The sequence below is a fragment of the Homoserinimonas sp. OAct 916 genome, assembly GCF_003260275.1.
Lineage (GTDB): Bacteria > Actinomycetota > Actinomycetes > Actinomycetales > Microbacteriaceae > OACT-916.
In genome coordinates, this window is sequence record NZ_QJHB01000010.1 from 106,271 (window position 1) to 120,298 (window position 14,028).

The window sequence follows — 14,028 nt, forward strand, 5'->3', positions numbered from 1 at the left end:
GCGAGAAGGAGGATCGTCGGATCATCCGTCATCGAAGATCGGATGCCGCCCCCAGCCACGCGAGACAACGGTACCCGCTGTTCCCGCGTTTTAGCTGTGGATCTGCGACGGGTTCCGGAGGAGGGTGGTCGGGCGCTCGGCAGAGATTACGGTGCCGGAACGGGGCGGCGTACTTGCCGTGCGCGCAACGCCTGCCGGCCGAGTTGGGCCGCGCTGTAGAGCAACAACAGGCCGAACAGCACGCTGCTGAGAAGCGGCGGCAACACTCCGGCCAGCGTTGCCCCGCCGATCGACGCCGGAACAGAAAGGCAGCCGATCACGAGGGCGGCGCGGAGATCTGAGTTTCCACGGCGCACGTTGGCGATTGTGCCCGTGAGCGAGGTCGGGATCATCATCAGCAATGAGGTGCCCTTGGCCACGACGTCTCCGACGCCGAACAGAAGCATGAGAGAGGGGACCACGACGACGCCACCACCGATGCCGAGCAGCCCGGAGAGGGTTCCGGTCACGAATCCGACGGCCAGCAGGGCAACAACCTCTCCGAGATCGAACTGCAGTTCAACCGCTCGGTTCGGAACCAGAAAGAACATGCGCACGGCGACCAGGACGATGAACGCGATGAAAATCCAGCGCAGGATGTCTTGGCGGATGCGGCTCAGCAGCCAGGTTCCGAGCAGCGAGCCGCCGATGGCCCCGATGGCCAGGCAGGCACCGGCGATCCAGTCGACCGAGCCCTGCATCGCATAGGTGATCATGCCGGATACGGCCGTCGGCAGGATGGCGGCGAGACTCGTCCCGCTGGCGCGGCGCTGGTCGAAGCCCAGCCACCCGACCAGCATCGGAACCAGAATGATGCCGCCGCCGACGCCGAAGAGTCCGGAGAAGAAGCCGACGAGAACACCGATGACGGCGAGACTCACAACGCGCCCCCAATGATTCGTCACCGTGCAAGGCTACCGTGCGGCTGGGCGGTCCCAGGTGGATGCGGCACCACCTGCATGCCCTCCACCTTCAGATGACCGTGTGACGGGCACGTGCGCGGTTAGAGTTGGGGAATCATGACGGGTGCGAATGACCAGTGGCTGAGCGACAGGGAACGGCGCCGGCTGACGCGCATTCCCAGCGACCGGGCCATGATCGCCACGCTCGCCGCCACCGGCCTGATCGCGGCGTTCATGCAGACGCTGGTCACCCCGGTGATCCCCCATCTGCCGCAATTGTTGAACACGAATGTTGCGGATGCGCAATGGGTGCTCACCTCCACGCTGCTCGCGGCGGCGGTGACCACCCCGATCAGTGGGCGGCTGGGCGACATGTTCGGCAAGAAGCGGGTCGCCTTGATCCTTCTGGCGATCATGGTGATCGGCTCGATCATCTCCGCACTGTCGTTCTCCTTGGTTCCGATGCTCATCGGTCGCACCCTGCAGGGCGTCGCCCTGGGCCTGATCGCCCTGGGCATCAGCATCCTGCGCGACGTGGTGCACCCGAAACGTCTCGCGGCCGCCGTCGCCCTGGTCAGCGCCACCCTGGGAATCGGAGGCGCGATCGGTTTGCCGGTCTCGGCCGTGATCGCCCAGAACCTCGACTGGCACTACCTGTTCTGGTTGGCGGCGCTGCTTGCGGTGGTCGCGTTCGGGTTGGTCTTCTGGATCATTCCGGAATCGACGCTGCGCACAGCCGGGCGCTTCGACGGGATCGGCGCGATCGGGCTCGCGGTCGGGCTCACCGGCATATTGCTTCCGGTATCGAAGGGGTCGGAGTGGGGCTGGACGAACCCGCTCACCCTGGGCCTGCTGATCGGGGGCGTCCTGATCCTGGTCGTCTGGGGCCTGTTCGAACTCAACACCGTCGACCCGTTGATCGACCTGCGGGTCACCGCCAGGCGCCCGGTGCTATTCACCAACCTCGGCTCGATCGCCGTCGGTTTCACCTTCTTCACCGTGGCCGCGGCCCTGCCCGTGCTGCTGGAGTCTCCCACGTCGACGGGTGTTGGCCTCGGCCAGAGCCTTGTGATTGCCAGCCTCTGCCTGATGCCGAACGGATTGGTGATGTTCTTCGTCTCCCCGTATGCGGCCAGGCTGTCCACCGCACGCGGACCGCGCACCAGTCTCATGCTCGGAGGCGCGATCATCGCGGTTGCCTTCGCACTCGCCTTCTTCTGGATGTCCGAGGTGTGGCACATCATCATGATCTCCACCGTCGTCGGAGTGGGTGTCGGCTTCGCCTATGCGGCCATGCCCACCCTGATCATGCACTCGGTGCCTCCGACCGAGACCGCAGCAGCCAACGGGCTGAACTCGGTCATGCGCACCCTCGGCTCCACCTCCGCCGCGACCTTCGTCGGGATCATTCTGTCCACCCAGTCGGTCACCAGACAGGGTGTCGCCATCCCCACCCAGGGGGCTTTTCAAACCATCTTTCTGACCGCCGCGGTGATCGCGGTGCTGGGTGTCGCGCTGGCCTCCTTCATCCCCCGCCGGGATCGCCGCTACGACGACACGTCGAGCATCCCGATCCAGACCCTTCGCGACTGATCGCCTGGCACAGCCACCAGGCGCACATCTTCCACGGCTACCCTTGAAGAATGGATGACTTCCCGTACCTGGTGCTCAGCTCGAGCCGCCTCGGTGCCGCCATCCACCCGTTCATCTTCACGCCGGGATCGTTCACCCTGCAGATCGACGATGTACCGCAGTCGCACGTCAACCTCGACAACCCCGGCCTGCTGTTCTTCGAGTACATCCAGCGAATGGGCCATGTCATCGACGCCGTGGCCGTTCCCGGCCAGCCGATCACCGCGCTGCATCTCGGGGGTGGGGCGCTCACGCTGCCCCGCTACATCGCCCACACCCGCCCCGGCTCCGAACAACATGTGGTCGAAGTAGAGGCAGACCTGGTCGGCTTCGTACTGGAAAACCTGCCGCTCGCACCAGATTGTCGCGCCGACCTCCACTTTCACACCCTCGATGCGCGAGAATCCCTGAACCAGCTGCCCACCCACCTTCACGGGAGCGTCGACGTGATCATCGTCGACATCTTCAGTGGAGCCCACACCCCCGAGCACGTGACCACGGTCGAATTCTTCACCGCCGTGGCGAAGTTCCTTTCGCCAGATGGCGTGATGCTGGTCAACGTGATGGACGGGGTCGGTCTCGAGTTCGCCCGGGCCCAGAGCGCGACACTCGCCCGTTCCGTGCCTTCGGTGACCGCGCTGACCAACGCCTATACCTTCGCACTGCGCGATTCTGGAAACGTGGTGCTGGTCGGCTCTGGCCAGCCACTCTCAAACGATTGGACAGACCGCCTGCTCGCGGGTGGCCCCCACCCGGCAACAGTCGTCAGCGGTTTGGAGTTGAGCCTCTTCATCGCGGATACCCCAGCCATCACCGACCAGACGATTCGCGAAAAGGCGTCAAGGGAACGGCAGCAGGCACCCGCACAATGACTCGCGGTAGTTTACGCGCTTCGCGCCTCGTGGATCACAACGCGACAGTTTGAACGTGCGCGAACCGTTTCAACGGGAGCGCACGGCTCTCAAGCCACGGGGCCAGCCGTGCCTCACGTGAACGGAACGGTGTCCCGGCCCAGTGCCGTCTGCACGGCCAATCGCTCGAGATCTTCACCCGTCGCCCCCGGCCAGCCGTGCAGGAGCAGACGCCACTCTGTCGGGACAGCGCCAACACCGTAGCGAGCCCCGAGCAGTGCGCCTGCAATCGCCGCAACCGTATCCGTGTCACGTCCTCCGCGCACCGCAGCCTCGATTCCACGCCTCAGGTGTGTGCGGTCGTGCCTCAGCTCTGGATCAGAGTCTCCCGTGTGCCAGATTGCCGACCACGCGCCCTGCAGTGCTTGCACCACCCAGCCATTTCGCGAGAAGTGGCTCGGCTCATGGACCTCGGCCTCGTCGAGGCGATCCGCCCACAACTGCCGTCGCTCCACAGGTAGTGCGTCCAAACCACTCCGCACATCCAGTTCATCGTGCAGGATCGCGTGCCGAATCGCCAGCGACCACAGTACGCAGGCGTCTCCGGCGTCAGATTCGTAGTGCGTGAGGTCGCTGATGACGCGCGCAGCGTCGATCAGGCCATCACGGTCGTGCAGATAGGCCAGAGCGACCGGGGCGGTGCGCATCAGCGACCCGTTGCCAGCCGAGTGGCCGAAGCGTTCGTGGTGAAGTCGCGCCATCGACCGGGCGGAGGATGCGCGCGGTTCGGCCCCAGACAATACGGCCCGCAACTGGTTGCCCACGTCGGGAGCGGTCTTCGCCCAGTCGACCCAGCCCGCGACGATGGCATCCAGAACGGATTCGTCGGTAAGGTCTCGGCCGGCCACACCGGCTTCCAGAATGGGGAACATCATCGAGGTGTCATCGGTCCACTCACCGGGCGCCCAATTGAACGGTCCCCCACCGCGCATCTCGACCTCGTCGTCTGCACCAAGCGGTAGACCGAACTCATATCCGGCGCCCAGTGCATCTCCGGTTGCCGCGCCGAGGATGACGCCCGCCGTGCGGTCGGTTACCCCAATGTCCACGTTCATTCCAGCATTCCTTCTCCCCATCGGTCTCGCCCAATTGAACTGAGGCCCACTTGCGAGGCTACGTCGTGGTACCCCAGCGACAAATACCCACTCCGGGGGATGCTCTCGTGCAAAACCTCTGTCAAATGTAGAAATCCCGTCGAATTTCTCGTACTTCTCGCACAATATGTGCAAGAACTCTCATCTTTGAATGCGAAAACCGCAGTCGCGGCCCTCAACCACACCCTGTCAGCGGCCACCGACATTGGATCATCTCCGCGTGCGCGGACTGCTCCGGAGGTTGCTTCGAACGCGTGTCGCTGGGACGGCGTCAGCGGATGATGAGGACAGCTGCACCTCCTTCGCGAGCGGCCGGGCCGGCACCAGCACGGGAGGCCGGGCAACCCAATGCGTCACGAAACTGGGTGGGCCTGCCGAATCACAAGGGCCGGATGGCGCCCGTGCGCCCGAGACACCTCACTCGATGTGGTCTGCGGGTTTGCGCACAAAGAACGCAGCCACAACCGCAAGTAGCGACAGAATCGCACCGGCCATGAATGCCGACTGAATACCCCCTGCAGCGGCCGCCACACCAGTGGCCCCCTCCGCCGTCAACGCCACTGACTGCACCGTCATCACGGTGATGAACAAGGCGGTGCCCGCGGCACCCGCCAATTGCTGCACAGTTCCAATGATCGCGCTGCCGTGCGAGTACAACTGGGGCTTGAGCGAGCCGAGACTGGCGCTGAACAACGGGGTGAAGAGCAGCGCGAGGCCAACGCTCAGGCCCAGATGCAGAACGAGCACGAAGAGGAACGGTGTGTTCTCATCCATCCGGGTCGCGCCCCAGAACACCGCACTGACGATGATCGAACCGGGGACGACGAGCAGTCGTGGGCCCCGCGCGTCATAGATGCGCCCGACGAGCGGGGCGAGCAACCCCATCAGCAGTCCACCCGGGAAGAGCAGCAGGCCGGTGGCCAGGGCGTCCATCTGCAACACGTTCTGCACATAGAGAGGCAGTGCGATGATCATGCCGAACAGGGACAGCATGCTGATGGCGAGCATGAGGGTGGCGACCGTGAAGTTCGACGAACGAAACGTGCGCAGGTCGAGCAGGGATCGGTCGCTTCGCTGCAGCCACAGTTGACGTGTGATGAATGAGACCAGGGCGATGGCTCCGGTCACCAGAGGAATCCAGGGCGGCACGAGCACCGTGCCGCGCGCGGCCTCGCCGAGGCTGCTGAGCCCGAAGATCAGGCCGCCGAATGCGAACGCCGACAACATCACCGAGAGCACATCGATTGCCAGGCGCCTCGGCGTGGTCACGTTCTGAATTCGCGCTGCCCCCATCACCAGCGCGATGATCGCGATCGGAAGCACCAACCAGAACAGCCACCGCCAGTCGAGCACGTGCAGGATCAGCCCCGACAGTGTGGGGCCGATCGCCGGAGCCACCGACATGACGATGGAGATGTTTCCCATGGTCTTGCCGCGCGAAGACGGAGGGACGAGGGTCATCACCGTGGTCATCAGCAGGGGCAACATGATCGCAGTGCCGCAGGCCTGCACGATCCGCCCACCCACCAGCGCTTCGAAGCCGGGCGCGAGCGCACAGATCAGGGTGCCAATGCTGAAGAACGTCATTGCGGCGATGAATATCGACCGGGTGTGAAAACGCTGCAACAGAAACCCGGTGATCGGAATGACGATCGCCATCGTCAGCAGGAAGGCCGTGGTCAACCACTGGGCGGCGCTCGCAGGGATGCGCAGATCGGCCATCAGCACCGGCAGCGCGACGCTCATGATCGTCTCGTTCAGGATCACCACGAACGCCGACACGAGCAACAGTGCGATCACGGTGGTGTCGCGGGCCGAGAGGCGCTCCGGGGTGGAGTCGAGCTCCATCATCGTTTTCTGCACCACGTCAGGCTACGCGGTAATCACTTCCCTCGCGGAACCCTTCGATAAACGGGGGTGCCAAATCCCGCACATAAGTCCCGGTCGCAGTAGAATTCGATTAGATTTCGCGTCGCGTCGTCGCGACTGAGCAAATATCGCCATCGAAAGGGAGCACCATTATGGCCGACTTCTGGAGCAACATTTGGAACGTGATCTGGCTCTTCTTCTGGATCTTCGCTGTGCTCGTTTACCTGATGGCAATGTTCAACGTGATCATCGACCTCTTCCGCGACTCAAGCCTCAATGGCTGGTTCAAGGCGATCTGGATCATCTTCCTGGTCTTCCTGCCGTTCCTCACGGTGCTCGTCTACCTGATCGCGCGCGGTCGAGGAATGGCCGAGCGTCGACAGGCCGAGGTTGCGCGCGCCCACGAGAGCGCCAACCAGTACATCCGCGAGGTGGCAGGCAGTAGCACTGCTGATGAGATCCACAAGGCGAAAGCCCTGCTGGATTCGGGCGCGATCGACGCCTCCGAGTTCGCAGCCCTCAAGGCCAAGGCACTGTCCTGAGCCAATACCGTCCTGAGCCAATACCGTCCTGAGCCAATGATGTCCTGAGCCTATGATGACCTGAGTCGATGCTGAACTTGGTCGATGCTGTCCCGGGTCAACACTGACCTGAGCAACACTGACCTGAGCCACACTGACCTGAGTCAGTGTTCGGGTATCGTCTCCTGAAAACTCCGCCATCGCCGGGTCGTGTGAATCCCACGCGACTCGGCGATGCCTCAAGAAATCGTGAAGGTGGCCCCGTGTCAGACAGCTCGTCGAAGCCCAGCTTCTGGTCGAAGGTCAAGCCTTCCCACTGGATCGGGATCATTCTTGTCATCGTTGCGATTCTCTTCATCGTGCAAAATCGCGGACCGGTCTCGGTTGAGCTGTTCTGGGTCAGCGTTCAGTCACCGCAGTGGTTGATCCTGGTGCTGATGTTCGGCGTCGGCTGGGTCAGCGGATACCTCGCGACCAGGCGCCGCGCCAATGCGAAACAGACCGCCGCCGCGCGCTCATCGACGAGATGAGCCTCCCGACGCCCAGGCGCCGCACTCCCGTGCGTGCCAGCTTGGCCCAGCCGCACGATTGCCCACGACCGCTTCGTCGCCGCATCCTGGCGGCGCTCCCTCTCGTGGAGGGATTGACCCCCGATCAGCTGGACGCCCTGGACGAACGAATCCTCTCTTTCTCCTGGGCGGCCGGCGACGCGCTCTATACCGCTGGCGACGCGGCCGGACACATCTATATCGTTGCGTCCGGACAGGTGAAACTCGCCCACTCATGGATCGACGGCAGGCGCCGCATCGTCGACGTGGTCGGCCCAGGAGACCTGTTCGGCGGCGAGGCCATGGTCGAGCAGTTCTACCTCGACAGCGCCGACGCCCTATCGACCACCTGTGCGCTGCGATTGGCGGTGGCCGATTTTCGGGCGATACTGGTCGAGCATCCAGATCTCGCGCTCCGTGTGCTCGACAACACCACGCGGCAGCTGGCCCAGTGCCGCCAGGATGCGGCACGCCACGTCGGCCAGTCCACCGCGAGTCGAGTGGCCGAGACCCTGTTGCGCCTGGCCGATAAGTTCGGGCAACCAGACGACGAAACCGGCGGTACCCTCATCAACCTGACGTTCACCCGCGAAGACCTGGCTGAGATGACCGGCACCACCCCGGAATCGGTGTCACGCGTGATGAGCCGTTTGCGTGCCGACGGGTTGGTCTCTTCCGGCCGCCGTTGGACCTCGGTACTCGACCGGGCCGGGCTCGCCGCGCTCACGGCCTGAACTCGCACGTCTGAGCCGCCGCCGTTCCCGTCGTGTCACGCTGCCCGTGCCCGCTCACCACAGCCTGCTCCACTTCGCCGGCTCGTCCAATCAACCGATCTGCCGATAACTGACACGTGTCATGGTCTGGTCTCGCCCGCTTGCCTAACCTGAGATTGATCAGGTGATCCTCTCCTGATCACGACCTCCAGGAAAGGCTGAAGACAATGACTGACACAACCTCCACCACCCGCACGATGCTCCGCGCCGAAGGCTTCACCTGCCCCTCGTGCGTGGCGAAGATCGAGAAGCAGGTCGGCCGGGTTCCCGGCGTGACCGCGGTGAATGTGCACTTCTCCTCCGCACGCATCGAGGTCGACCATGACCCGGCCACGAGCGTCGACGACCTCGTCGCCGCGGTTAAGAAGGCTGGCTTCGTCGCCGCTCCGTCGGCGTTCTGAGTCGGGTTCGCGCGCACTCACTTCGCGCGAACCCACCTCGCGCACACTCACCTCGCGCACCCAGACCTCGCCCGTGCCCACCCCGTTGAAACCCTCCCAGGAGAGCTGATCCCCATGTCCAACCTTCACAACGCCCTGACCAATCGCTGGGCAATTCCGGTCATTTCCGGAACGTTGATCATCGCCGCACTGCTGCTCGGTTGGTTCACCGAGTTCACGCTGTTCAGCACGGCGCTCACGGGTGACGTGCGGCTCGGGGATGTGCTGATGGTGGCGGCCGCCGCCGTGGCAGGCACCCGCATCCTGATCAGTGCCATTCGGGCGCTGGGCGTGAAGGTGATCGGCATCGACCTGCTGGTCTCGATCGCCGCCATCGGTGCAATCATCATCGGAGAGTACTGGGAGGCCGCGGCGGTGACCGCGCTGTTCGCCATCGGCCATGCGCTCGAGCAGGCGACGCTCAGCAAGACCCGCTCGGCCCTTGCCGAACTGGTCGCGGTCGCCCCCGACGTGGCGCTCGTCATGCGCGACGGCGCACAGGTGGAGGTGGCCGCCGGGGCCGTGGTCACGGGTGAGACGGTGATCGTCAAGAACGGCGCGAAGGTTCCGGTCGACGGCGAGGTGATCGACGGCACCGGCGCGCTGGACGAGGCATCCATCACCGGTGAGTCGATCCCTGTGGAAAAGATGATCGGCGACCGAGTCTTCGCGGGCACGGTCTCCCGCGGCGGGTTCCTGCAGGTGAGAGCAACCGGCGTCGGGGCCGACACCACCCTGGCCCGAATCATCCACCGTGTGGAAGAGGCACAGGATGCGAAGGCGAAGACGCAGGTCTTCATGGATCGCTTCTCGGCCTGGTACACCCCCGGCATCATTCTGCTGGCGTTGGTCTTCGGCCTGGCCACCGGCGACGTGGTGTTGGCCCTGACGCTCCTGGTGATCGGATGCCCGGGGGCCCTGGTGATCTCGATCCCCGTGTCGATCGTGGCCGGCATCGGCCGGGCGGCGAAAGACGGCATCCTGATCAAGGGTGGCGAGTTTCTGGAGACCTCGGCGAAGGTCGACGTGGTCGCGGTTGACAAGACCGGCACCCTCACCAGGGGTCGCCCCGAGCTGACTGACGTGGTCGTTCTCGGGGCCGGCATGGACCGGGCCGATGTGCTCGGTTGGGCGGCACGCGCCGAGACCGGGTCGGAGCACCCGCTGGCGGGAGCCGTGCTGCGAGCCGCCGCCGCCGAGGGGCTCGATTTCACAGGGCTTCCGGACGAGACCCAGCCGGTGGCGGGTAAGGGCATCGTGGTACACACCCACGGCCGACGGGTGCTCGTCGGGAACCCGGCGCTTCTGGAACAGTTCGCCATCCCGAATGCAGATGCTGCGGCGCGGGCAGTCGAGGATCTGGCCGCCCAGGGCCGCACACCGATGATTGTCGCGGTCGGCGACGAGGTCGCCGGCGTGATCGCGGTGGCCGATGAAGTCCGTGACAACGCCAGCCACCTGGTTGACGCCCTGCACGCGGCCGGCGTGAAAAAGGTTGTCATGCTGACCGGCGACACCCGCTTGGTGGCAGAGGCGATCGGCAGCCAGGTCGGCATCGACGAAATCCACGCGTCCCTCCTGCCCGAGGACAAGCTGGACGCCGTGGCCCGGTTGCAGGCGGCCGGACACACCGTGGCGATGGTCGGCGACGGGGTGAACGACGCTCCGGCGCTGGCGACGGCCGACATCGGTGTCGCGATGGGGGCCGCCGGGTCAGCGGTAGCAGTAGAGACCGCCGATATCGCCCTGATGGCCGACAACCTGATGAAACTGCCCGAGGCGATCGGGCTGGCCAAGCGCACCGTGAACAACATGCGGCAGAACATCGTGATCGCGCTGGTCACGGTCGGGCTTCTCGTGGCCGGTGTGCTGCTCGGCGGTGTGACCATGGCGATCGGGATGCTGGTGCACGAGGCATCCGTTCTGATCGTGATCGTGAACGCCATGCGACTGCTGCGTCCGGTGCGCTACCCGGCACCGGCGCCCAGACCGGCCCGTGTCACTGAACCGGTACTCACTCGGTGACCGCGTGCGAGGCACGAACCCCCCATCGCGGGCGGTTCGTGCCTCCTCGTGTGACGGCGTGCCGTCAGCGGAGCTTGATGGCTCCCCCGTCGGCCATCACGGTCTGGCCGGTCATGTACCGGGAATCGTCGGAGCACAGGAACGCGACGATCGGGGCGACATCTTCCTCCGGGTCGCCGAACCGGCCGAGCGGAACCTTCGCCTCGGCGTCGTACGCAGACGATGGCGACCATTGACTCCACGTTGCGTACCGGCTCTGCGCTCACGGTTTTCCTTCGATCGGGTTTCTCTCCAAGCTAAAGTCCCCTCGCGCGCGCACCGCGGCCCGAAGTTCTTCTTTGTCAGGGGCACCTGCCATGCTGGGGCGCATGACCGAAAGCACTACCCAGGCTTCAACGAGGGCCGAGGCCCTGCAGCTGCTGCGGGCCCTGGTCGGGCATCCGGAGGCCACGTTTCACGACGGCCAGTTCGAGGCGATCGAAACCCTCGTCGACCGGCGCCGACGCGCCCTGGTGGTGCAGCGCACCGGCTGGGGAAAGTCAGCCGTCTACTTCGTCGCCACCCTGCTGCTGAGGCAGCGCGGTGCCGGCCCCACGGTGCTGGTGTCACCGCTGCTGGCGCTGATGCGCGACCAGGTCGCTGCCGCGAGTCGGGCGGGGGTGCTCGCGGTCGCGATCAACTCGGCGAACGCACACGAGTGGGCCGATGTGCGACAGCAACTCGAAGCCGACGAGGTTGACGTGCTGCTGGTGTCGCCGGAGCGGCTGAACAACCCGACCTTTCGCGACGAACAGCTCCCCGACCTGGTGCGACGGGCGGGGCTGCTCGTCGTCGACGAGGCGCACTGCATCTCCGACTGGGGGCACGACTTTCGGCCCGACTATCGGCGATTGCGGGAGCTGATCGACCGACTGCCCGCCGGAGTTCCGGTGCTGGCAACGACCGCGACGGCGAACAGCCGGGTGGTGACAGACATTGCCGAACAGCTCACACCCGCGCCGAACGAGGAGACAACGACGCCCGAAGAAAGCGGCTCAACCCTGGAGGCCGTTGTCACGATTCGCGGCCCGTTGGCCCGCGCTTCACTCCGGTTGGGCGTGCTGCGACTTCCGACAACGGGTGCACGGCTGGGATGGCTGCTCGGCAACCTCGCCGACCTGCCCGGCAGCGGCATCATCTACACGTTGACCGTTGCCGCGGCCGAAGACACCGCTCGTGCCCTGCGCGAGGCCGGCCATGAGGTGCGCGCCTATACCGGGCGCACCGACACGACCGAGCGCGAACAACTCGAAGACGATCTCAAAGCGAACCGGGTGAAGGCGTTGGTGGCCACCAGTGCGCTCGGGATGGGATTCGACAAACCCGATCTCGGATACGTGCTGCATCTGGGAGCACCGAGCTCGCCCGTCGCCTATTACCAGCAGGTGGGCCGCGCCGGCCGAGCCACCGACAACGCAGACGTGCTGTTGCTTCCCGGCACTGAAGACCAGGAGATCTGGCGGTATTTCGCCACCGCGTCGATGCCGGACCAGCGGCGGGCAGAGGCGGTACTGGCCGAGCTCGATGCTGCCGACTCCCCGCTGTCGACGCCAGCCCTTGAGAGCCGGGTGAACCTGCGGCGCAGCCCGTTGGAATTGTTGTTGAAGGTGCTCGACGTCGATGGCGCCGTGCGGCGGGTGACCGGCGGCTGGGTGTCGACCGGCATCCCGTGGAGCTATGACCGAGAACGGTACGAACGCATCGGTCAGGCCCGCCTCGAGGAGCAGCAGGCGATGCTCGACTATGAGTCGACGGGTGGCTGCCGGATGGAGTTTCTGCAGCGCTCGCTCGACGACGACACTGCCACGCCATGTGGTCGCTGTGACAACTGTGCCGGCCGCTGGTATCCGGCCGATGTGGCCGAGAAGCAGGCGACCGCGGCCTCTGCCTCGTTGGACAGGGTCGGGGTCGACATCGAACCCCGCTCATTGTGGCCGACGGGCGCCCAGCGGCTCGGTGTGCCGGTGAAAGGCCGCATCGCCGCCGACCAGAATTACACCTCAGGTCGGGCGTTGGCCCGGCTGACAGACCTCGGCTGGGGTGGCAGCCTGCGCGAGAGGTTCGCCGCCGGTGCACCGGATGCACCGGCAAACGCTGCGCTGCTTGATGCGTGCGTGCGGGTGCTCGCCGCGTGGGAGTGGGTTCAGCGCCCGGTGGCGATCGTCAGCATGCCGAGCAGGCGGCATCCGCTCCTGGTGCGGTCGGTGGCCCAGCATCTGTCCGAGGTGGGTCGGATGCCTCACCTCGGTGAGTTGTCGCTGGCCGGGAGCGGCCCCGTGGGTGAATCCGGTGGTAACAGCGCCTACCGCCTGGCCGCGGTGTGGGACCAGTTCGTGCTGGGTGACCTCGCCGTGCCCGCGGGGCAACCGGTGCTGCTGGTCGACGACCTGGTCGACAGCCGCTGGACAATCACCGTCGCCGCACGGCTGCTGCGGCACGCGGGTGCTTCGGCCGTGCTTCCGTTCGTCCTCGCACTCAAAGCCTGAGCACACGGTAGTCCCGGCGGCAATTGTCCTTCAACCAATCCGCCAACCCGCGCACCTCGTCGGCCAGGGTTTCAGGGCGATCTTCGTTGCTCAGATCCGTCGACCCGCGGGTTGTTCACATGCCGCGAAGCCTCAACCCCTTGGTGTGGCGAGTTGTGAACCACATCGAACTGCGATTGGGTGAGCGTGGCGGGCTTCGTTCTGCACGTCATATTTGTCAACCAATCAGGTCAAAGGATCAACTATGGGCGCTGTTCGTACTCTTTCTGTCTGGGTCACCGCTGCGGTACTGGTCGCAGCGCTTTCGGGATGTGCCGGTGGTCAGTCCGCCCCCGACGGAGCCGTCGAGCCGGACGGCGCGGTGGTTCAGGACGCTGCCACCGAGCCTGAATCCGAAGGTACGGGTACGGTTGCCGGCGAAACCGTCGATTGGCCGTCGGATTGGCCTGCAGAGCTGCCCCGAGTGGCCGGCACCGTGTTGAACGCAAATTCAGCGGCCGGCAACAACCCGTTCAATGTCGAACTACTCGTGGCCGACGACGCGATCGACAACCTGGCCGCCGAGCTTCAGGCGAATGGGTTCGTGATGACCAACGACATGAGCAGCGGCACCGGATATATGATGACGCTCCAAGACGCTTCGTGGCAGGTCGATCTGAACGGCGGAATCCATCAGGACTCGGGTGGCCTGTACCTGCGCTACAACGCGCAGCCGAAGAGTTAGCATTCGAGCTCCACAGAACTCCCAC

The 14,028-nt window shown here is 65.1% G+C and carries 12 protein-coding genes and 1 pseudogene; 9 read left to right on the plus strand and 4 right to left on the minus strand.

Features of this window, described 5'->3' with window-relative positions:
• Positions 1-146: 146 nt before the first annotated feature.
• Complete coding sequence (locus DL891_RS12870; RefSeq protein WP_232819163.1) at positions 147-944, minus strand: sulfite exporter TauE/SafE family protein; 798 nt, start codon at positions 942-944, stop codon at positions 147-149.
• 114 nt (positions 945-1,058) lie between these two features.
• Here DL891_RS12870 and DL891_RS12875 point away from each other — a divergent pair, with 114 nt between their 5' ends.
• Both DL891_RS12875 and DL891_RS12880 read left to right on the plus strand, forming a co-directional pair.
• A complete protein-coding gene (locus tag DL891_RS12875) occupies positions 1,059-2,534 on the plus strand; it encodes an MFS transporter (protein ID WP_111720838.1) in 1,476 nt (491 codons plus the stop codon).
• Positions 2,535-2,584: 50 nt separating this feature from the next.
• The gene (locus DL891_RS12880; protein ID WP_111720839.1) at positions 2,585-3,445 is read left to right on the plus strand and encodes a spermidine synthase; all 861 of its coding nucleotides are present in this window, start codon (positions 2,585-2,587) and stop codon (positions 3,443-3,445) included.
• Between the two features lie 113 nt (positions 3,446-3,558).
• Here the strand turns inward: DL891_RS12880 and DL891_RS12885 are convergent, their stop codons facing one another.
• Positions 3,559-4,539: an ADP-ribosylglycohydrolase family protein gene (locus DL891_RS12885; RefSeq protein WP_111720840.1), complete on the minus strand. Its 981-nt coding sequence runs from the start codon at positions 4,537-4,539 to the stop codon at positions 3,559-3,561.
• Positions 4,540-4,995: 456 nt separating this feature from the next.
• Positions 4,996-6,429, minus strand: a complete 1,434-nt coding sequence (locus DL891_RS12890) for a DHA2 family efflux MFS transporter permease subunit (protein WP_111720925.1) — start codon at positions 6,427-6,429, stop codon at positions 4,996-4,998.
• A 170-nt stretch (positions 6,430-6,599) separates the two neighbouring features.
• Here DL891_RS12890 and DL891_RS12895 point away from each other — a divergent pair, with 170 nt between their 5' ends.
• The 5 genes from DL891_RS12895 to DL891_RS12915 all read left to right on the plus strand — a co-directional run bounded on the left by DL891_RS12895 (position 6,600) and on the right by DL891_RS12915 (position 10,754).
• Positions 6,600-6,989, plus strand: a complete 390-nt coding sequence (locus DL891_RS12895) for an SHOCT domain-containing protein (protein ID WP_111720841.1) — start codon at positions 6,600-6,602, stop codon at positions 6,987-6,989.
• 242 nt (positions 6,990-7,231) lie between these two features.
• Positions 7,232-7,498 carry a LapA family protein gene (locus tag DL891_RS12900; protein WP_198668889.1) on the plus strand — a complete coding sequence of 89 codons (267 nt, stop codon included), beginning with the start codon at positions 7,232-7,234 and terminating at the stop codon, positions 7,496-7,498.
• Positions 7,495-8,250, plus strand: a complete 756-nt coding sequence (locus DL891_RS12905) for a Crp/Fnr family transcriptional regulator (protein WP_111720842.1) — start codon at positions 7,495-7,497, stop codon at positions 8,248-8,250. Before DL891_RS12900 ends, DL891_RS12905 begins: the two co-directional genes overlap by 4 nt.
• Before the next feature lie 206 nt (positions 8,251-8,456).
• Complete coding sequence (locus tag DL891_RS12910) at positions 8,457-8,690, plus strand: heavy-metal-associated domain-containing protein (RefSeq protein WP_111720843.1); 234 nt, start codon at positions 8,457-8,459, stop codon at positions 8,688-8,690.
• A 114-nt stretch (positions 8,691-8,804) separates the two neighbouring features.
• Positions 8,805-10,754: a cation-translocating P-type ATPase gene (locus DL891_RS12915; RefSeq protein WP_111720844.1), complete on the plus strand. Its 1,950-nt coding sequence runs from the start codon at positions 8,805-8,807 to the stop codon at positions 10,752-10,754.
• 64 nt (positions 10,755-10,818) lie between these two features.
• Here DL891_RS12915 and DL891_RS12920 read toward each other — a convergent pair.
• Positions 10,819-10,911: pseudogene (locus DL891_RS12920) on the minus strand (SDR family oxidoreductase); the annotation flags it as partial.
• Positions 10,912-11,122: 211 nt separating this feature from the next.
• On the opposite strand from DL891_RS12920, the gene DL891_RS12925 reads away from it, so the two are divergent.
• Together DL891_RS12925 and DL891_RS12930 are read left to right on the plus strand one after the other, a co-directional pair.
• Complete coding sequence (locus DL891_RS12925) at positions 11,123-13,279, plus strand: RecQ family ATP-dependent DNA helicase (RefSeq protein WP_111720927.1); 2,157 nt, start codon at positions 11,123-11,125, stop codon at positions 13,277-13,279.
• 244 nt (positions 13,280-13,523) lie between these two features.
• Positions 13,524-14,003 carry a hypothetical protein gene (locus DL891_RS12930; RefSeq protein ID WP_111720845.1) on the plus strand — a complete coding sequence of 160 codons (480 nt, stop codon included), beginning with the start codon at positions 13,524-13,526 and terminating at the stop codon, positions 14,001-14,003.
• The last annotated feature ends 25 nt before the right edge of the window (positions 14,004-14,028 follow it).

What these genes read in the sequence shown, in the direction of transcription:
- DL891_RS12875 (WP_111720838.1), top strand. Translation starts at nt 1,059, where the DNA reads ATGACGGGTGCGAATGACCAGTGGCTGAGCGACAGGGAACGGCGCCGG.
- DL891_RS12880 (WP_111720839.1), top strand. Translation starts at nt 2,585, where the DNA reads ATGGATGACTTCCCGTACCTGGTGCTCAGCTCGAGCCGCCTCGGTGCC.
- DL891_RS12885 (WP_111720840.1), bottom strand. Translation starts at nt 4,539, where the DNA reads ATGAACGTGGACATTGGGGTAACCGACCGCACGGCGGGCGTCATCCTC.
- DL891_RS12890 (WP_111720925.1), bottom strand. Translation starts at nt 6,429, where the DNA reads ATGATGGAGCTCGACTCCACCCCGGAGCGCCTCTCGGCCCGCGACACC.
- DL891_RS12895 (WP_111720841.1), top strand. Translation starts at nt 6,600, where the DNA reads ATGGCCGACTTCTGGAGCAACATTTGGAACGTGATCTGGCTCTTCTTC.
- DL891_RS12905 (WP_111720842.1), top strand. Translation starts at nt 7,495, where the DNA reads ATGAGCCTCCCGACGCCCAGGCGCCGCACTCCCGTGCGTGCCAGCTTG.
- DL891_RS12910 (WP_111720843.1), top strand. Translation starts at nt 8,457, where the DNA reads ATGACTGACACAACCTCCACCACCCGCACGATGCTCCGCGCCGAAGGC.
- DL891_RS12915 (WP_111720844.1), top strand. Translation starts at nt 8,805, where the DNA reads ATGTCCAACCTTCACAACGCCCTGACCAATCGCTGGGCAATTCCGGTC.
- DL891_RS12925 (WP_111720927.1), top strand. Translation starts at nt 11,123, where the DNA reads ATGACCGAAAGCACTACCCAGGCTTCAACGAGGGCCGAGGCCCTGCAG.
- DL891_RS12930 (WP_111720845.1), top strand. Translation starts at nt 13,524, where the DNA reads ATGGGCGCTGTTCGTACTCTTTCTGTCTGGGTCACCGCTGCGGTACTG.